This window comes from Terriglobus albidus (genome assembly GCF_025685425.1).
Taxonomy (GTDB): domain Bacteria; phylum Acidobacteriota; class Terriglobia; order Terriglobales; family Acidobacteriaceae; genus Terriglobus; species Terriglobus albidus.
The window spans coordinates 141,312-158,983 of record NZ_JAGTAS010000058.1; the positions used below are offsets into that span (position 1 = coordinate 141,312).

Sequence of the window (17,672 nt, forward strand, 5' to 3'; positions counted from 1 at the left end):
GTTATTGTGATCGCCTGAAGGCGATGTGGTTGTCCTCGTCCACAAAATACTCGGCCGAGCAGTTATCTCCACCGCAGATCATCGGCTCCAGACCAAAATACTGGCTACGTTTGATAAGGCCCATGCAGCCACAGCGGGGACATGCCAGAACGGCGAAATAAGGGTTTTCCTCTGACCCAAAACGCCCTTCTCCGTCCAGGACAAAGACGGTTCCAGGGGACATCTGCTCAGGGATCCATGCTTCCAGGAATTCCAACTCCGTCACGACCATTGCCTGCCTCTTTCCGTTATTGCAACGTACCTTTGGCTAGCCTCGCTTGCTGCTGCGGGGAAGTGCGGCCGGTGCAGCCACCAAATGCGGGCTGCACCTTGTTTGGTGCAAGAATACAGGCACATCGCTGCCTGTCAAATGAAAGTTGGCTCCTGCAGGGAACCGGCATGGGTTCCGGTTCTATTCCAGGAAATCTGCTTCGCGCTTCTTCGCCCAGATGACAAATGCAATCGATATACCGGTATAAATAACAATCCAAAGCAAGGTTCGAAGACTGGCATTTACGATCAGACCCCATCGCGTCCAGGTGTGAACGGACATATCAATGGTCGCCACCCACCGCTGGTAGGCGGATGCGACCCCGTCGACAACCAACCCGATAAGCCCGGCGTAAAACAATCCCTTCTGCATTTCGTCCGAACGCCGGAGGTTCTGCCAGGTGATGGGGCTTGTAAGAAAAGCTGTGACGAGGGCGATCAGCGCCCAGATGCCGGCAACAACAACAAAATGCTCATTGATATAGTCCCATTTCGTCGCGAATCGAGAGCAGACCGGCCCTAAGGGATTGATAACATAGAAGATATCCGATGCAAGGAACTCGGATACGGCCAGGATCATGGAGAGCGCCAATCGAAAATTCAACTCACTAACCTTCCGAAGCGGGGGGAGGGAGAGCCCGCCTCAGTTTCTATTTTCCATCGCCAGCGAACTTTTCTTTTAGTGTAGACGCAACTTCAGCATTAAATTTGCGTCCTAGCTAATGTAACGCCCACGATGTGCTATTCTCGTTGGGTAAAGGATTTATCCGAACAGATGTTTCGACGTTCGGAAACAAGTTGCGTCACTGGCCTCCCGGCACGAGCAGCGATGTTCGTGCCGTCTTTTTTCCTTGCCTGCCGTCTAACCCCTCAGAGATCGATCTTTCCTATGAAGAAGCGTGTTCTGACCGTAATCGGTATCGCTGTTTTCACCCTGGCTGCCTATGCCCAGTGGTCTAATCCTGCCAGTGACATTCCTGCATACAACGCAGCGCCACCCAAAGGAGCGCTGCCGCCGATCATGGCCGGCAAGCAGCTCACCGGCGAGTACTTCTCGCACCCCTATCAGGTAAAGGCGTATCAGATGGCTGCGAAGGTTTCACCGGTACTGCACCAACTTCCCTGCTATTGCCGTTGCGATCGTTCGATGGGGCATAACAGTTTGCATAGCTGTTTTGAAGGGACCCACGGCGCCGCCTGCTCTACCTGCATGAAGGAAGCCGTCTTTGCCTATCAGCAGACCAAACTTGGCAAAACACCAGCGCAGATAAGGGCTGCCATTGAACGGGGCGAGTGGATGAACCTCGACCTGGAAAAGGCTAGTCTGTAGAGCACCTTTCCTGTTGCTACAGGGAATGCTCCAGGGCGAAGAGAAGTGGTAAAATCAGTAGTTGAGGAGTGATGAGCCAGCCCCTGAACCCTCGGGGCTGGCTTTCGCGTCTCAGGGCAGCTCCCCAGGGAGCACCAGATGGGTCTTTCACAAGATGGGGGCGTCACGGTTTCGACGGGATTGCGTGCGGCTGAGAGGCATGCCGGGGTGTGAACACCCGTAATCGCTCACAAAACTATAAGTGCCAACAACAACCTGGCTCTTGCTGCTTAATTAACTAAGTAGCCGACCGCTTGGGCTTCGCCTATGGGCCCATACCGGTCGTCGCACAGTAGGCTGGCCCAAAGCGTTCCGCCTGGACGCAGAGGGTGAGATCGATCAGGCTGGTTTCGAGCGTATCTTTGTCCGTTCTTAGCGCTCGTTACGAGATTTAGAACAGGAAAAAGCATGAAAGCTCTTCGTCGACAGTAGTTTCGGACGCGGGTTCGACTCCCGCCGCCTCCACCATCCTTACCCTTCAATCGCTTACGACAAAACACCCACGACAATCCATGATTGTGTTCATACCGATATTTTCAATTCACCATCGTGGACGAATCGATCGATACTGGTTTCGGTGTGCGTAAACGATTCTGCGTAGTCCACAATCCCAATGCCGGCACCCGTGGACGCCTGCTGTTTCGAAATACCGTTCGCGAGCTGCAGCGGGCTGGCTGTCACATCTTTATTGTCGATACGACGCAGCATGAACGCGGTGAGCGTATCGCCAAAGACGCAGCGCTAAGTGGACGGTTCGATGCGATCATTGCTGCCGGTGGTGACGGAACGTTGCATGATGTGCTTTGCGGCATTGCCGGCTCAGACATTCCACTTGGCCTGATCCCTTCAGGGACCGCCAACGTCTTCAGCCGGGAGATAGATCTACCAACCACGCCTATTGCCCTCGCGGAAGCCTTGATGCATGGCCCTGCCTTCAATGTCCCCATCAGTACTTGCAATGGACGCCCATTCACGTTCGTCGTGGGTGTAGGCTTTGATGCTGCAGCAGTCCAAATATTCGAAAAATATCGAGCACGCCGCTTCGGAATATTCGGAGTAGTAGCGGCGGCCCTGGCCGCCCTCTTGATACATAACGGACAAGCCATTGCAATTCGGACCGCTGAGGAGGAGTGGATCGCTCACTGGGTCCTCATCACGCGAATACGGCGTTTTGCAGGTCGTCTGAAATTAACGCCGCATGCAGATATAGGGCGATCGGCCTTCCAGATTGTAAGTTTCAAGCAAAAGGGAAAACTTAGCCTCGCCCTTCAACTGACCAGAATGCTGTTTGCCGCGCCTCCTCAGAGCCGCGATATTCGAATCAGCGAATGCCACCAGGTCTTCCTTAAAGGAAGTGGATCAATCCCAGTCCAGATCGACGGGGAACTCATTGAAGGGTTGCCTTTACAGTGTCAATTTCTGACACGTCACGTGCCAATTATTACCGGCAATAAATAAAGCACCTCTCTGCCCAATCTCCGTTGTGCTCCCGGCTGGATCGGCAAGCCGATCTCTCATTTGAGAGCAATCTGGATGATCAGAGAAGCCAGATATTTCCTTAAAGCCCGCCAGGCGCATCCTACTTCATCAACAAGAGGTTAACCATGACGCGGCTTCTCAAATCCGTCGCTATGTTTTTCCTGATAGTGACGTTTCTTACGCCGCTTCTGGAGTGTTTCGATGGTTGGGACCGTCCAGGACTTACCAACGACATCGAGTTCTCAGGCTTCCTCATCGTGGTATTGATCATGCTCGCGTTGCTTGCCGTTGTAGCAACCGCGCGGCGATTCTTGGATGCGCAGTGCTATTTGACAGTAGCCGAACTCCGATGTGTGATGCCTGGGCGCTTCTCCTCTTCAACGAAGAGCATCGTCATTGCTCCTCTCCTCATCCTGCCGTTGCGTACTTGATACCTGGATCGAAGTGTGCCTGCCGCGCTTCATGTGAAGCGCTCAACATGCTGCACCCTGCCCGCGAACTCGCGGAAGGCCCTCTTCTATATCCAGGATCTGAACCGATGCGAATCACAAGTGCTGTGCGTTTTGGCGTCCCGAGTCTTCCGATAGGTGAAGTACTCTCTTCTGTCTCCCTTCCGCAGACCGCAACGAACGGCTTGGCTATCAATGCAACTGCTCTACAGGGCTTGCTCTCATTCGTGATATTTGTTTTGATTTGTGCCGTCCCATCGATCGTCGCACAGGACAATTCATCCACCTCACAATCACAGCAGAACTCGGTTCCGGCCGACCAGAACAAGCCCCCACAGCAGGAAACGCCACAGCCGCAGAAAAATCCAGCTGCCCAAGCCAACCTGCCGAACGCGCCATCTTCGCTTATCACCGCCAAACCGCATGGTCTGGGACAGATTCCGCTCGAAGACGTCCCCCACCCGCCAGTCACGCTCAAGCGAATTCCGCTTAATGTTGTGGGCGATACGTATCGTATCTTTACTTCCCCGATCTACATCCGCAGGACCGATTTCAGGTGGATACTTCCGCTTGCAGCCGCGGCAGCGGTCTCACTCAAGCAGGATAGTCACGTTGCGCGCGATATCGTCAGCCATGATCCGGGATTCAACAACGCTGCCGACAATGTCTCCTACGCTTTGGAGTACGGCTATGTTGCCGGGTCGGCCGCAATGTTTGGGATGGGAATCGCTCGCCATAACGAGCACCTTCAGGAGACAGGTCTACTCTCCGGTGAGGCGGAAGGTGATGCTCAGATCTTTCAGCAGATCGTTAAGTTCGCTTCTTTCCGCGAACGCCCCAATGTCGATAACTATGCTGGCAACTTCTACCAGCTTTCCTCGGGGACGAACTCCTCTTTCATCTCGGGCCACTCCATCACGGCATGGTCCGCCGCCGCGGTGATCGCTGCGGAATATCCGTCACCGTGGAAGCAAGTCGCAGTTTACTCCGGAGCAACCGCCACTTCTCTCACACGTGTTCTTGCCGAAAAACACTTCCCCACGGATGTCCTTCTTGGCTCCGCGGCTGGATGGATGATCGGTCACTATGTCGTCCGAGCCCATCATCACTTTCCGATTTATCGACATCATGGAAACCAGCCGCCAGTCTAGCTTCGACCTCCAAGCCCAAGCTAAACGACCACCGGCTGAAAGCCGGTGGGTTTGATTGCGACTGAAAGTCGCCAGTTTGCGGCTGAAGCCGCCTGAAGGGTGTCCGGCTGAGAGCCGGCTTAAGGCTCGCTCGGCGCTGTGATCTTGAAGTTCTCACCGGGGTCTTCCCACTTCTGAGTTTCGATGTAGCGCTTGACTGTCTCCTCGTCCACCGCGCCTACGCTCGCACAGAAATACCCCCGCGCCCACAGGTGTTGGCCCCAATAACGCTTTTTCAACTGGGGAAATTCCGCCTGCAGCATCCGGCTCGATCTCCCCTTCATGTACTGCACCAGCTTGGCGGGCGCTAACTGCGGTGGCACGCTCACCAGCATGTGCACGTGATCCGGGCTCACTGCTCCCTGCACGATAACCACCTCACGACCTTGGCAGATCTGACGCAGCAGATCTCGTGTACGCTCCGCCACCTCGCCGCTAAGCACCTTGTAGCGGTACTTCGTCACCCAGATCACGTGGTACTTTACATCCCACACCGCGTGCGAGTTTTGTCGATACTCCACCATCCTCGCCATTATCTAGCAAGGAGGCTGGAAGCTATCCGCCTAAAGGCGGAGGGCTTAGACCTGGAGGCGGAAGCTAAAGCATCTGGCGGATCTCTTCTCTCACCTCGACGCTTCAACAAGCAACTCAAGCTTGGGCTGCACGAGCGTACTGGCCAGGAGTAACGCCAAATATCCGCTTGAAGTGGCGCGTGAGATGACTTTGGTCGACAAACCCAAGTGCGCCTGAAGCATCCGATAATGGCACACCCGAGTGTACGAGCGATTTTGCACGTTCCACGCGCAGTTGCAGCAGGTACGCGTGCGGCGTCAGGCCGACAGTCTTTTGGAACACCCGTGTGAAGTGAGATACACCATACGGAGAATGCTGCGAGAGTTCCTCAAGGCTCAGGTTTCGATGACAGTTTGCTTCGAGATATTGCAGCGCGGTATCGACTGCCGTCGCGTCCGCTCTGACATCTAAATCAGTGGGCTTCCTATCCACATATCGATCAGCCAGATCGTGAAAGATAGAGGCAAACGACGATTCGAATTCGAGCCGTTGACCTTTGGACTCCAGAGCAACGTGGAGATGGAATAGTTTGTTGGCCAATTCGCGGTCTTGAACAAAGGCGCGCTTAAAGGTTGCGACATCCGGTCGATTGCCCGGCGAAAGCGCCGTAAGAAACGACGGAGACAGATAGAACATCCTGAAACTCCAGCCCGACTCGCCGGCTGGTGCAGGAGCATGGATTTCGCCGGGATTGAGAAGCAGTACCGTACCCGAACCGAGGACGTGCTCTTCTCGCCGACAGAAGGTTCTCATCGAACCTCGATCGATGACTCCAATCGCAGGAATACGGTGGAAGTGTTTGGCGAACTGGTACTTCCGGTATGAGCCATGAAAAAGTTCTACTTCGCGAAGACTGGTGTGGCGCCAGAGCTTGGCGTGGTCCTCTTTCTGCAGCGGCTCTTCTTCGTGGTCGCGCAGAATCTCGGAAGCAGACGATACGACAGGATGGCTGGATGAGAAGAAAACAGAGGATTTAGCACTACTGTCTGGATCCATATCCATACCTTAATCGTACAGTAGTTTTTCCCGAAAGCTTCAAAAGCGTTTTTGTACAAGACATCGGTGCCGTCCTGTTTCCAAACTGGTTCTGTGCAAAAGTATCGAGCATTTCTGCTGCCATTAGCGTTCCTGTTGACGTCAATTCCGATCGCTTCGGCACAGAAGGCCCCCTCATCCCCAGTTCAGCCATGGCAACCGACCCACAGTCTTTTCGGAAAAGAACCGGTACCTCTCTACCGGCATGAAGCGGAGCTCGACGGCGACACCGTTTACACCCTTGGTCAACTGATCGACTTCGCCGAAGACAACAATCCATCCACCCATGCGGCATGGGCGACAGCACGAGCCGCTGCTTCGTCTCTCGGCATCGCCCGGAGTGAGCTCTATCCGACGGTGATTGCCTTGGCAGGTGGAAGGACTTTCCTCAATCCACCTCTTCTCTATTCATCGTTCTACCTGCAAGACATCGGCGCATTTGAAACCGCATTGAATCTGGATTACACCCTCGTTGATTTTGGGGCCAGGCGCGATGAGATCAATGCGGCGAAGGCTCGGCTCCTGGCTGCGAATCTCAATTTCAATAACGAGCATCTCGTCCTGATCCAGAAAGTATCGGCGGCCTACTACCGGTTGCTCAATGCCATCGGGCTACGTAAAGCAGCAGAAGTCACGCTGAATGACGCCCGGACCGTTGAGAATGCCGTACGTGATCGCAAAGCGAACGGTCTGGCGACATTGCCCGATCTCCTTGAGGCGGAGGCAGCCCGCGCCAAAGCCGAGTACGAGTTGCAGAGCATGATCGGTAATGAAAAAACAGCTTTTGGCGACCTCGCAACGGTTCTCACGGCCTCTCCCGTAAAACCGTTCAAGGTGCAGGAGCTAAGTAATATCTCCATCCCGGATGCATTGGACCATAGCGTAGAAGACGAGATTGAGGCTGCGTATCAAACTCGTCCGGACCTGCTTGCAAATATTGAGCAGGTAAAAGCGTCCGATGCTGAGATCAAGCTTGCGCGCTCTGCATACTTCCCCAAGTTGACCTTCGATGGCTCGAAGGGATGGCTGCGGGCGTGGGGCAAACAGGAAAAGAATAATGGGACCTACGGAAAGACATTTACCTATGACGCCAAGCTGAGCCTGACATGGACCGTCTTTGACGGCTTCAAACGGGAAAATCGTCTGTCCCGAGCTAAGGCCGAACACGACGCGGCGATTGAAGAAGTTCGCGAAAAAGAGGACGCCATTGCCGATCACGTTTGGGCAGACTACGCCAATGCCCAAACGGCGCTCGACCAGAAGAAGGCCGCGGCATCTTTACTTAATGCCTCAAACGAGTCTTACTCGGCGGCCGTTGAATCTTACCGCGATGGCGTTCGCAACATCCTGGACGTTCTTTCCGCAGAACGCGACCTCGCAAATGCAAGAGCTATCGACGTGACTGCTCGCACACAGGTGTTGCAGAGCTTTATGAATCTTGCCTTCAGAACCGGAGCACTTCTGTCTGAACACCCGAAAGGTAACCACCCGTGAATAAGAATCATCCGGAGCGTACGACCGGCACGCCCGTTCCGAAACTGTTGACTGTTTTAACCATCTCGGTTCTCGTGGCCGGGCTGAACGGCTGCTCCTTCTCGCCATCCATAAACGTATTGGGATCGTACTTCCCGGCATGGATCATCTGTTGCGTCGCCGGAATCGCCGTTACGGCGGTAGCGCATTATCTCTTTGCGCGCTGGAAGCTATTGGATGAACTGTGGCCGCTTCCGATCCTTTACCCGTGCCTGATCAGCTTTACAGCCTGCACTCTCTGGCTTGTCTTCTTTCGATAACGAGGACCCACATTGAACGACAAAACGACATCGCACTCTCGTACGCTACGTGGAACCATCATCAGCAGCGTTATCGGAGCGGGGGCCCTCATCACTGCCGCCCTGACGCTCTATACCGTCAACTCATATCCCCGGACCGATGATGCCGAAGTTGTGGCAAACATCATTGGCATGGCTCCTCTTATCGCAGGCCCGGTCGTCGAACTACCTGTACACGATAATGACTTCGTAAAAAAAGGCAGCCTGCTGTACAAGATTGACGACCGCCCCTATCTGTATGCGTTACAGGACGCGCTGGCAGCCCAGGAGCGCCTTGAAGGAGAGATTGAGAATGAAACTCGACGGATCTCCTCTCAGGTCAGTTCGGTGGATGTTGCGAATGCCGGCAAGCAGAATGCGCTTGCCAACGAAACACGCGCGGATGACGAAATCAAGGTAAGCGAAGCCGCGATTGCACAGGCAGACGCTTCGTTGAAGCAATCACAGGCGGATGCGGACTACGCTGTCAGCAATTTGCATCGCATTGAGCCCCTTCTTGCAAAGGAGTTCGTTACCCCGGACGACGTACAGCGTGCAAGATCTTTAGCGGAAGCAAAGACTGCTGCCGTCGAGCAGGCCCGGTCAGCGCTTGCGTTGGCCAAAGGAAAACTTCTCTCCGCGACTGCGCAAAAACAGCAGGCGATCGCACAGCTATCCCAGGCTGATGCTCAGGTCAAACAGTCTTCGCAGGCGGTTCTTGTCCTTGCGCCGCTCATTGCACAGCGCGAAAGCCGGGCAGCCGCTGTTCGTCTTGCACGATACAACTACGAGCAGTGCAGCGTTGTCGCACCGTTCGATGCAATTGTGACCAATCTGACGATCTCAGAAGGGGAATACGCCAAGGTTGGCCAACAGATGTTTACCTTGATCGATACACGTAAATGGTGGGTATTAGCTAACTTCCGTGAGACCCAGATCAAGGACCTTCGTGTAGGAACGCCGGCAAATATCTTTCTGATGGCCGATCTCCATACTCGACTTCAAGGATATGTCGAGAGCGTTGCATATGGCGTTACGCCTGATCCTGATGTCGTTGGCAAGTTGTCTCAAGGGTTGCCCGACGTTCAACGAACGCTTAACTGGGTCCGGCTTGCGTCACGTTACCCCGTGCGCATCAGAATCTCCAATCCGCCGCAACAATCGCTCCGCATTGGAGAAGTTGCTATCGTCGGAATGCGTCCAAAATCATGAACGAGAATGTTGCCGACATTACGCTTTCTGATAGTTTTGAATCGTCTTCCTCGTGGTTCAAATCATTCGGAGAGCTACTTGAGACCGAATTACGGCCGTATCCCGGACGATTGCTCCTGACGTTGCGGATCGCCCTGGCCTGCACCTTCGTCATGTTTTGCATCGTCGTGTTCCGGATACCTGGCGGTGTTCTCGGAGCATATTCTCCTCTACTGATTTCGCGGGATAGCTTCCGGTCCACGAAGCGTTCGGCATCCTGGATCGCGGCGGCATGTACCTTAGGTGCAATCGAAGTGGTGCTCGCGGCAATGTTGTCCGCGGGATCGCCCTTCCTGCACCTGGTGTGGGTCTGGACAAGCCTGCTGGCTGTGTTCTACCTGGTGGCTGTTCTGCGTGTTTATGAAGCATCCCTGGCGCTTGGCCTGTTCATCACGAACACGATCAGTGTCTGGGACCAACCAGCGTCCGCTGATCTCAGGCTGAGACAAACTCTGTTTATGCTTCTTGCCATTCTGATTGGCTGCGGCATTTCGGTACTGATCGAGCTTCTTTTCATCCGTACCCATTCCCGTGATGCTGTGGTCACAGGCATCCAGGAACGGCTTCAACTCGTCCGCCAGACGCTTGAACAGATCTCCTCGGATGAAGGAGTACAACCGAGGTTGGTTAGAGACCTGCGGCGTTATTCCGCTCGGGGAACAGCATCTTTAAGAAACTTTATCTCACACGGCAATCGAACCTTCGAGGAAGAACAGCGCCTCTCCTCGGCAATCGCCTTCACCGGCAGGCTGGTTGACCTGAGCCGTACCGTCGTTACAACAAATTCCTCCCGCAGCCCAGGTGACGAGGCGTTCTGCTCCGCCCTTATCTGCCAGATTGACAACTTAACGCAGCATCTCGCAGATTCCGAACCTTTGGACTGGGTGGAGCTCAACACCATACTTCCCGCAAGCAATCCACTCCTCGTGGAGATAGAACGCACTCTCGAACTCCTGACAGACTGCTTTACTCAAACCGTATGGGAAGCAAACGTCGCCACCGCCCAGCATACTTTGATGGAAAGGTCGGCGGGCCACTTCTTCCATCCTGGATCCCTCAGAAACACGGGGACATTTAAATTCGCGATCCGCGGAGCGCTGAGCGCCGTCCTTTGTTACATGCTGTACATGAGTCTGGGATGGACCGGGCTGAACGCGTCAATTGCAACGTGCATTCTGACGGCACTACCTGAAACAGGCGCCGCCAGGCATAAACAGCTTCTTCGTTTCAGTGGAGTGGTGCTGGGCGCGTGCGTGATCGGGTTCGCCGTACAGATCGTGATTTTGCCGCAGATCGATTCCATCTTTAGCTACATGCTGCTTTTTTCGGCGGTGGTATTGCTTGGCGTATGGATCGCAACCTCTGGCCCACGCATTTCTTACTGTGGCGTCCAGGCTGTGCTGGCATTCGAATTGGTGAATCTTGGAAAATTCTCTCTCAACTCCTCCCTGATACCCGCTCGAGACACAATCCTGGGGATCGCTCTCGGAATCCTGGCCATGTGGCTCATCTTTGACCAACTTTGGGCTACCTCCTCTATCGAATCGATTCGGGAGATGCTGCGCGACACGATCCACCAGGTTGCGGACTTATCAGGCATTGATTCTGCCGAGCCGGCGACACGGGAGGAAAATCTTGAAAGGCATACACGAACAATCTTCGAAAGCTTTGAAAAGATTTGGTCCATGATGGATGTCTCTGCCTTCGAGGCTTTTCCAAAGAAGCAAGCGGACAAGATCGTCTTAGAACGAGCTCGCGTCTACTTACCTCAATTGCGCGCCTTGTTGTTGCTGAAGACAGGTCTGATTCATCACGAAATCGTGTCCGACAAGCCTTCCAGCACAAAGGCTCTTCAAGCTCATGATCGGTGTAAGTGGGCTCTATACAATCTTGCTCATACCGTCAGTGAAAACGAAGGTGCTCTTCGCGAGTCATTCTCAAAACCAGAGTATGCTGGCCACGTGGATCTATGTGATGGTTACGGCCAAGGGACTGTCGATCTAACGGAAAGCCGGCTTATCGTTGGACTCAATGCCCTGATTGACCAAATCGAAGCAGCATAGGCCAAGCCATGTTCGGGGCTGGATTTGATAACGCTGGTCACGTTCTCTTATTCGAGCAGAGAACGCCTTCCACTCCAACAACTTGATCGAAAAGATTCGGTTGCCATTCATGTCTCTTCCTCGGCCGCGTCCATTCCTGCTTGATTTCTTCCATTGTCTTTCCAGTAATACTGTTCGGCTGCTCCAGCAGGATGCACCTGCCTGCCCAGCTTTCGGAAAACTCATCGGCGTGTTTACAAAGCGCCCAGACTGGCCGTGAATCAGCTCTCACGATATTTGTTCTGGTAAGAGTCCAATCGCCTTGTAGCTTCTCTCCGTGCAGCGTGAACCGCAGCCTCCCCTTACGCACACTGGCGCCGACATCCTCACATTCCGGGTAGGCCTCCCAGGTTCCTCGATCCCAGAGCATAATCGTTCCGGATCGATGGACACCTTCGAACTGCAGATATGCCACGCGGTGATCGTCCATCTCCACGGCCTCTCGAAGCACTCCGGCTTGCATGCTAGGTCCCTCACGCAGCGCCCAGCTCAATAACACCCCGTTCCATTCCAGCCTGAGGTCATAGTGGAGGTACGTCGCATCGTGCTTCTTCATGCCGTAAGCACGCTTGCGAAAAGCAGAATGGGTCACCCGCTGCTTTCATCTCGCAGCTCCTCCTCCCTCGGTTGTGTGTCAGGCATCTGAGGACAACTTAGAACATTTTCCCTGTTGCTGGGTATCCCGGAAGACGGTGCAGCGGCGTTTTCATTGCGGAAAGCGCCCATAGAAGCGGATGCTCTGGGCTACACCTAGAGGGAAAATGCTCTAGCGAGATGAACCTGGCCGCAACGACTTCTCAATCTGCGGAACCATTGTCGCGAAGTCTTCATATTGATCGGTTGCAACAAAGTTCACACCCGCGCTAATGGCAGCTTTCCAGCGTGGAAGGACGGCCTCGCGCGATCCGAAGTTGTAGCTCGCACCCCATCCCTGGTTCTTCTGTGGGTCAAAACCATCGAGTGTGTAAAAGCGGATCCAGAAGCCCTTGTTGTGGGCGTGATCCACAATCTCGCGCAGCCGCTTTTCATCCTGTGCGGTCCACTCACCGGCATTGGCTTGTCCCCCCTCTTCCACCACGGCCCAGGAGTTATTCCACCAGCGGCGATAGTTCGTCGGAGTCTCGGTCAGGAGATTCGCGGGTGAGGTTGTGGCTTCCCAATGGGCAAGTTCCGCGCGGGAGAGATTCTCAGGATGGGGAGCACTGTGTGCCGAACCAAAGATCCGCAGCTTTGCGCCCACCGGGACGCGATCAAAGAAAGCTTTCTCCTGTGCGTCATTGTCTTCTGTAATGACCAGAATCGGCTTCTTCTGAATGGGAGAGATCTGATGCGGATCCGAGGTCTTTACCGCCGTCGATAACCATGGCTCATACTCTCCAAGCAGATTCCACACGGCCTCATGCAAGGCGGGCTGATTGTCCTTGAAGTCGAAGTGCAGCACGATCAGAGGCCACTCACTTTGCTTGTTTTCTTTGAGGATCTTCTCGACAACCGGCTTCACCTGTTCAAAGAAGTAAGCCTTGAGCGTCGGCTCCGTTCCGGTTGTCTTGGGAGTGTGCGAAACGACAACGCGCCCTTTGCCCGTCGCCGGATCGGCATACCAGGCCAGGTCCTGCTCGATGGATACCGGGAACCCCGAGTTCAGGGCACGGCTCACGCGGTCCTGCCATTGCCCTTCGTAGGGGTAGCAGTTGTGAGCGTCCAGCATGGAGCGATTGTCATTCAAAAACTTAAGATCGTTTGTCTGCGCGGCGGCAGTTCCCAGAGAGGCGGCAAGCAGCACCTCAACAAAGGCAAGAGCTCTGAACTTCAGCATGATGAATCTTTCTTCCAAGCGCAAAATCTGGTGGAGTTAATATGCCTCAAAAGCTTAACTGAACAGGAGAAGACGTATCCTTCGAGGCCGTTAAAAAATGCGACCGGGCCATCCTGTCTGCGAGACAGACTCGGTCTTCTCTTCCCATTCCGGCAAGCCGGCTGCCTATCTTTCGATAAGTTCGGAAGAAATCCACGCTTTCACTGGAATACTTATAAGAGATCGGTTCTTCCAGTTCGTCCAAGATTTGGAACCGACGGAGACCGCCGCTGCGTCTCATTGCGACGTAGCCCTGAGCTTGCTAATGCCTTTTATTGGTATGGAGACAGGCTTTAGACGTATTTTTCCTAAAAAAGTTTCGGTCAAAAACTTTTTTCGAGCAAAAAGCTGTGACGGTCAGGCATAATGACAGACAACTTTACACGCGCTCCAGTAGTGGGTCTGTGCGATAAGTGACCTTACCTCTTTCTGATGAAGGGTTTGGCCGGACTGTTGTGCATGGCGGGCTGGAGTCGCAGGGGCCTGCCTACTGATGTGTGGAATCGTTGGATACTCTCATGTTCGCAGGCCACTGCCAGAAGGCGTGCTCGCGCGGGGTCTAAGAAGCCTGATACACCGCGGACCAGACAGCCAGCAGGGGTTTGTGACGAGGCACGCATCCGTTGGTGCGACGCGGCTGCGCATTGTAGACGTGGAGCACGGCAATCAGCCGATGCACAATGCCGAGCACCAGTGCACGATCGTCTTCAACGGCGAGGTATACAACCACGGGGAGATTCGTGAGGACCTGGAGCGCCGGGGTTGGGACTTCCGAACGCACTGCGACACCGAGGTAGTGCTGAATGCGTTTCTGGAGTGGGGCCTGGAGAGTTTTGCTCGGTTCCGGGGAATGTTCGCTGTCGGAATCTGGAATGAGCGCGATCGCAGACTGACGCTGGCGCGTGACCGTGCAGGCATAAAACCGCTGTACTACCGGTGCCAGGATGGAGAGATCTTCTTCGGGTCAGAGCTGAAGGCAATTTTTGCGCACCCCGAAGTACCGCGGCGGCTGGATCTGCATGGGCTGAACTGCTACCTGTCGCTGAACTACGTTCCCGGCCCATTCACCCTTGTGGAAGGCATTAAGAAGGTGCCGGCAGGGCATGCGCTCGAGTGGTGCGAAAGCGGGATAGAACTGCGGTCTTATCTCCCGGTTGAGCGGCAGAAGCCAGCGCCCGCGGATCTGGGGGAGGCCTGCGCCGAGTTGGATGGGTTGCTGAGGAGCGCTGTAGGGGAACAGTTGCATAGCGAGGTGCCGTCGGGGATATGGCTGAGCGGCGGTCTGGACTCCTCGACGATCACCCACTACGCCGCACAGATCAGTTCTGAGCCCCTGAGGACCTTTTCAGTGACCTTCCGCGGACGGGAGTTCGACGAAAGCAACTACGTGCGGGCGATGGCCCAACATTATGGAACGAACCACACTGAGTTCGACCTGAATGAAGATGCTGACCTCGCCGACACGATTGCTGAGTTGAGCTTCTACTCGGATGAGCCAAGCGCAGATGCAGGCGCCATTCCGGTCTGGTACTTGGCTAAGATGAGCCGGCAGCAGGTTACAGTCGCCCTGAGCGGCGAAGGTTCGGACGAGCTCTTCGGCGGATATCTGACCTATAAGGCCAACCGGCTGAGGAACTCCATCGCGTGGCTGCCAAGGCCACTTCTGAAGGGAGCTCTGACAGCAGCGCAGCGGCTACCGGCGACGGACCGGAAGATCGGCCTGGATTACAAGCTGAAGCGCTTCCTGGAGGGCTCGCTGCTCTCGGCGGAAGCCGCACACGTATTCTGGAACGGCACGTTCACGGAGCTTGAAAAGCAGCAGGTATCCCAGTTTGCGCGTAAAGGGCCGATGGCGGACCTGCTAAGCACGATGCGGGGCGGAAACGCGATGGAGCGGTTCCTGGACTTCGATCAGCGATACTCATTACAGGACGCGCTGCTGTATAAGGTCGACCGGATGAGCATGGCGCATTCAGTCGAGGTGCGGCCGCCGTTCCTGGATGACCGGATTGTGCAGTTTGCGAACCGGCTCCCGATGAAATGGAAACTGAACGGGCTGGAGACGAAACGCGTTCTTCGGAGGCTGATGCGGGACGCGCTGCCGCAGTCGGTCCTGCAGCGATCGAAAGTAGGGCTCGATATTCCGATTCACGCGTGGTTCCGCGGAGTGTTGCGGCCGCTGCTGGAGGACACGCTGACGGAGGCGTGGCTCCGTGAGTCTGGCGTATTCAACTGGCCGATGGTGCGAACCCTGATGGACCAGCACCAGGAGCGGAAGGCGAATTGGGGGTATCACCTTTGGGGTCTGCTGACGCTAACGATCTGGATGAAGCGGTGGAACGTGGAACTGCCGGCGGCGCTCACATCGGTTCCGTCCGTGGAGGAAGAGCAGGTCGTGGAGGACTCTTCGTCGTCCTGGCAGCCTGTCTCGTGTTCTGTGGAAACGTAATCAGTCCACCGCGGCTGATGGACGATGTAGACGCCGTTCAGGCGCAAATTGCTCGCACCATGCTGGAGTCCGGCGACTGGGTAACGGCCAGGCTGGATGGAGTGGCATACCTGGAAAAATCACCGCTGATCTACTGGATGATGGCGGGCTCGTTCCGTGTATTCGGGGTCCACGACTGGGCCGCGCGCATTCCGCTGGCTCTTTCTGTTGTGCTGCTGTGCTGGGTGACGTACCGGTTCGGCCGCTGGGCAATGGGCGAGCAGGCGGGCGTCTTCTCAGGCGTGGCGCTGGCTACGTCGGTCGGCTTATATCTGTTCACACGAATCCAGATTCCGGACGCCGTCCTGACTCTGACGATCGCGGTGGCGCTGTGGGCCTGGATGCGGCTGCTGGAGCCGGAGGAGGCAAACCCGCGCGCGTGGGCGATGCTGATGGGGTTCGCCCTGGGATGTGGCCTGCTGCTGAAGGGGCTGATTGCCATCGTATTCCCGCTGGGCGCCGGCCTGGTGTATATGGCAGTGACGCGGCAGTTATGGTCCGGCTCGGCGTGGAAAAGGTTGCAGCCATGGCTTGTACTGCTGGTGATGATGGTAGTTGCCGCGCCATGGCACGTGCTGGCAGCGCTTCGCAATCCTCCCTACTTTTCCTTCTCCATGCACAGCGGTCCCGGCGAGTATCGCGGGTTCTTCTGGTTCTACTTTTTCAATGAACACCTGTTGCGGTTTCTGAACCTGAGGTATCCGCGGGACTACAACACGGTGCCCCGAGCTTTATTCTGGGTGCTGAACCTGGCGTGGCTGTTCCCGTGGTCGGCATTTCTGCCGGGTGCCGTGAAGCTGAGCTATAACCGTGAATCGCGGGCTGGACGGCTGCGGCTGATGTTGCTGTGCTGGATCGGCGTGGTGATGGTGTTCTTCACATTCTCGACCACGCAGGAGTACTACTCCATGCCGATCTACCCTGCGCTGGCGCTGCTGGCGGGGGCGGCGATCGCAGAGGGCAGATGGGTCCGCGCAGGACGCTGGTTTACTGTTGCGATCTTTGGCTCACTGGCAGTTGTGCTCGGGACGGTGCTTTTCATGGCGGCAAAGCTGCCGGCGAATGGTGAACTGGCCGACGCACTGGCACAGCATCCGGAGATGTACACGCTTTCACTGGGTCACATGCTCGATCTCACGCTGGGAGCGTTCGCTTACCTGAAGCTGCCGCTGGCGTTGGCGGTTGCAGCATTTGCAATTGTGGCCGTGGGAGTGGCGGTTGCGCGGAGGCGCGCCGGAGCGATGGTTGCCGTGATGGTCGCGGGCATGGTGGTGTTCTTTCAGGCGGCGCGGCTGGCGCTGGTGCGATTCGATCCGTATATGGGGTCGTACCAACTGGCCACAGCGCTGCTGGAAAGCCCGCCGGGCACACTGATCGAGTCAGATGCGTATTACGCGTTCTCATCGGTCTTCTTCTACACAAATCGCAAAGCGCTGCTGCTGAATGGCAGGAGCGCCAACCTGGAATACGGGTCATATGCGCCGAATGCGCCGCAGGTCTTTATTGATGATGCGGAGTTCATCCACAGATGGCAGTCGGGCGAGCGGTATTACCTGCTGACCGATAACGGTGACCTGCCCCATCTTCGCGAGTTGGTAGGCGAAGCGCACCTGCACGTGGTCAAGCAGAGTAGTGGGAAATCCCTGCTGAGCAATATGTAGACACCACGTAATTCGCGCCCGTGCGCCTTACTGGATAATTATCGCGAATATGGTATTAGCCGCTAATTAAGCGGCTCGGCAGCCATCTACATCGTTCGCG

At 55.4% G+C, this 17,672-nt stretch carries 17 protein-coding genes and 1 other RNA gene; 12 read left to right on the top strand and 6 right to left on the bottom strand.

Features of this window, described 5'->3' with window-relative positions; genetic code table 11:
- Nucleotide 1: 1 nt before the first annotated feature.
- Entirely contained in the window at nt 2–271 is a 270-nt protein-coding gene (locus OHL21_RS19845; RefSeq protein WP_263419042.1) for a hypothetical protein, read from the bottom strand.
- 180 nt (nt 272–451) lie between these two features.
- Nucleotides 452–889 carry a hypothetical protein gene (locus OHL21_RS19850; protein ID WP_263419043.1) on the bottom strand — a complete coding sequence of 146 codons (438 nt, stop codon included), beginning with the start codon at nt 887–889 and terminating at the stop codon, nt 452–454.
- 309 nt (nt 890–1,198) lie between these two features.
- Here OHL21_RS19850 and OHL21_RS19855 point away from each other — a divergent pair, with 309 nt between their 5' ends.
- The 5 genes from OHL21_RS19855 to OHL21_RS19875 all read left to right on the top strand — a co-directional run bounded on the left by OHL21_RS19855 (nt 1,199) and on the right by OHL21_RS19875 (nt 4,757).
- A complete protein-coding gene (locus OHL21_RS19855; protein WP_263419044.1) occupies nt 1,199–1,639 on the top strand; it encodes a CYCXC family (seleno)protein in 441 nt (146 codons plus the stop codon).
- A 156-nt stretch (nt 1,640–1,795) separates the two neighbouring features.
- Nucleotides 1,796–2,146, top strand: a transfer-messenger RNA (tmRNA) gene (ssrA, locus tag OHL21_RS19860).
- Between the two features lie 81 nt (nt 2,147–2,227).
- Entirely contained in the window at nt 2,228–3,136 is a 909-nt protein-coding gene (locus tag OHL21_RS19865; RefSeq protein WP_263419045.1) for a diacylglycerol/lipid kinase family protein, read from the top strand.
- A 146-nt stretch (nt 3,137–3,282) separates the two neighbouring features.
- Entirely contained in the window at nt 3,283–3,588 is a 306-nt protein-coding gene (locus tag OHL21_RS19870; RefSeq protein WP_263419046.1) for a hypothetical protein, read from the top strand.
- 107 nt (nt 3,589–3,695) lie between these two features.
- Complete coding sequence (locus tag OHL21_RS19875) at nt 3,696–4,757, top strand: phosphatase PAP2 family protein (protein ID WP_263419047.1); 1,062 nt, start codon at nt 3,696–3,698, stop codon at nt 4,755–4,757.
- A 119-nt stretch (nt 4,758–4,876) separates the two neighbouring features.
- On the opposite strand, the gene tnpA is transcribed toward OHL21_RS19875, so the two are convergent.
- Together tnpA and OHL21_RS19885 are read right to left on the bottom strand one after the other, a co-directional pair.
- Nucleotides 4,877–5,317, bottom strand: coding sequence for an IS200/IS605 family transposase (gene tnpA, locus OHL21_RS19880; protein WP_263419909.1), 441 nt, complete (start codon nt 5,315–5,317; stop codon nt 4,877–4,879).
- A 127-nt stretch (nt 5,318–5,444) separates the two neighbouring features.
- A complete protein-coding gene (locus OHL21_RS19885; RefSeq protein ID WP_263419910.1) occupies nt 5,445–6,155 on the bottom strand; it encodes an AraC family transcriptional regulator in 711 nt (236 codons plus the stop codon).
- A gap of 42 nt (nt 6,156–6,197) precedes the next feature.
- Here OHL21_RS19885 and OHL21_RS19890 point away from each other — a divergent pair, with 42 nt between their 5' ends.
- The 5 genes from OHL21_RS19890 (at nt 6,198) to OHL21_RS19910 (ending at nt 11,529) form a co-directional block, all read left to right on the top strand.
- Nucleotides 6,198–6,326: a hypothetical protein gene (locus OHL21_RS19890; protein WP_263419933.1), complete on the top strand. Its 129-nt coding sequence runs from the start codon at nt 6,198–6,200 to the stop codon at nt 6,324–6,326.
- Nucleotides 6,327–6,458: 132 nt separating this feature from the next.
- Nucleotides 6,459–7,898 carry a TolC family protein gene (locus OHL21_RS19895; RefSeq protein WP_263419048.1) on the top strand — a complete coding sequence of 480 codons (1,440 nt, stop codon included), beginning with the start codon at nt 6,459–6,461 and terminating at the stop codon, nt 7,896–7,898.
- Nucleotides 7,895–8,197: a YtcA family lipoprotein gene (locus OHL21_RS19900; protein ID WP_263419049.1), complete on the top strand. Its 303-nt coding sequence runs from the start codon at nt 7,895–7,897 to the stop codon at nt 8,195–8,197. Before OHL21_RS19895 ends, OHL21_RS19900 begins: the two co-directional genes overlap by 4 nt.
- 12 nt (nt 8,198–8,209) lie before the next feature.
- Nucleotides 8,210–9,427, top strand: coding sequence for an HlyD family efflux transporter periplasmic adaptor subunit (locus tag OHL21_RS19905; RefSeq protein ID WP_263419050.1), 1,218 nt, complete (start codon nt 8,210–8,212; stop codon nt 9,425–9,427).
- A complete protein-coding gene (locus tag OHL21_RS19910; protein WP_263419051.1) occupies nt 9,424–11,529 on the top strand; it encodes an FUSC family protein in 2,106 nt (701 codons plus the stop codon). The genes OHL21_RS19905 and OHL21_RS19910 overlap by 4 nt, the downstream gene beginning before the upstream one ends.
- 37 nt (nt 11,530–11,566) lie before the next feature.
- Here the strand turns inward: OHL21_RS19910 and OHL21_RS19915 are convergent, their stop codons facing one another.
- Nucleotides 11,567–12,160: a DNA polymerase ligase N-terminal domain-containing protein gene (locus OHL21_RS19915; protein ID WP_263419052.1), complete on the bottom strand. Its 594-nt coding sequence runs from the start codon at nt 12,158–12,160 to the stop codon at nt 11,567–11,569.
- Between the two features lie 174 nt (nt 12,161–12,334).
- The gene (locus tag OHL21_RS19920; protein ID WP_263419053.1) at nt 12,335–13,384 is read right to left on the bottom strand and encodes a PI-PLC domain-containing protein; all 1,050 of its coding nucleotides are present in this window, start codon (nt 13,382–13,384) and stop codon (nt 12,335–12,337) included.
- A gap of 532 nt (nt 13,385–13,916) precedes the next feature.
- Between OHL21_RS19920 and asnB the strand changes: the two genes are divergently transcribed.
- Together asnB and OHL21_RS19930 are read left to right on the top strand one after the other, a co-directional pair.
- Nucleotides 13,917–15,872, top strand: coding sequence for an asparagine synthase (glutamine-hydrolyzing) (gene asnB, locus OHL21_RS19925; RefSeq protein WP_263419054.1), 1,956 nt, complete (start codon nt 13,917–13,919; stop codon nt 15,870–15,872).
- A gap of 17 nt (nt 15,873–15,889) precedes the next feature.
- Complete coding sequence (locus OHL21_RS19930) at nt 15,890–17,572, top strand: ArnT family glycosyltransferase (protein ID WP_263419911.1); 1,683 nt, start codon at nt 15,890–15,892, stop codon at nt 17,570–17,572.
- Nucleotides 17,573–17,672: the final 100 nt, after the last annotated feature.

What these genes read in the sequence shown, in the direction of transcription:
- OHL21_RS19845 (WP_263419042.1), bottom strand. Translation starts at nt 271, where the DNA reads ATGGTCGTGACGGAGTTGGAATTCCTGGAAGCATGGATCCCTGAGCAG.
- OHL21_RS19850 (WP_263419043.1), bottom strand. Translation starts at nt 889, where the DNA reads ATGATCCTGGCCGTATCCGAGTTCCTTGCATCGGATATCTTCTATGTT.
- OHL21_RS19855 (WP_263419044.1), top strand. Translation starts at nt 1,199, where the DNA reads ATGAAGAAGCGTGTTCTGACCGTAATCGGTATCGCTGTTTTCACCCTG.
- OHL21_RS19870 (WP_263419046.1), top strand. Translation starts at nt 3,283, where the DNA reads ATGACGCGGCTTCTCAAATCCGTCGCTATGTTTTTCCTGATAGTGACG.
- OHL21_RS19875 (WP_263419047.1), top strand. Translation starts at nt 3,696, where the DNA reads ATGCGAATCACAAGTGCTGTGCGTTTTGGCGTCCCGAGTCTTCCGATA.
- OHL21_RS19890 (WP_263419933.1), top strand. Translation starts at nt 6,198, where the DNA reads ATGAAAAAGTTCTACTTCGCGAAGACTGGTGTGGCGCCAGAGCTTGGC.
- OHL21_RS19910 (WP_263419051.1), top strand. Translation starts at nt 9,424, where the DNA reads ATGAACGAGAATGTTGCCGACATTACGCTTTCTGATAGTTTTGAATCG.
- OHL21_RS19920 (WP_263419053.1), bottom strand. Translation starts at nt 13,384, where the DNA reads ATGCTGAAGTTCAGAGCTCTTGCCTTTGTTGAGGTGCTGCTTGCCGCC.
- asnB (WP_263419054.1), top strand. Translation starts at nt 13,917, where the DNA reads ATGTGTGGAATCGTTGGATACTCTCATGTTCGCAGGCCACTGCCAGAA.
- OHL21_RS19930 (WP_263419911.1), top strand. Translation starts at nt 15,890, where the DNA reads ATGGACGATGTAGACGCCGTTCAGGCGCAAATTGCTCGCACCATGCTG.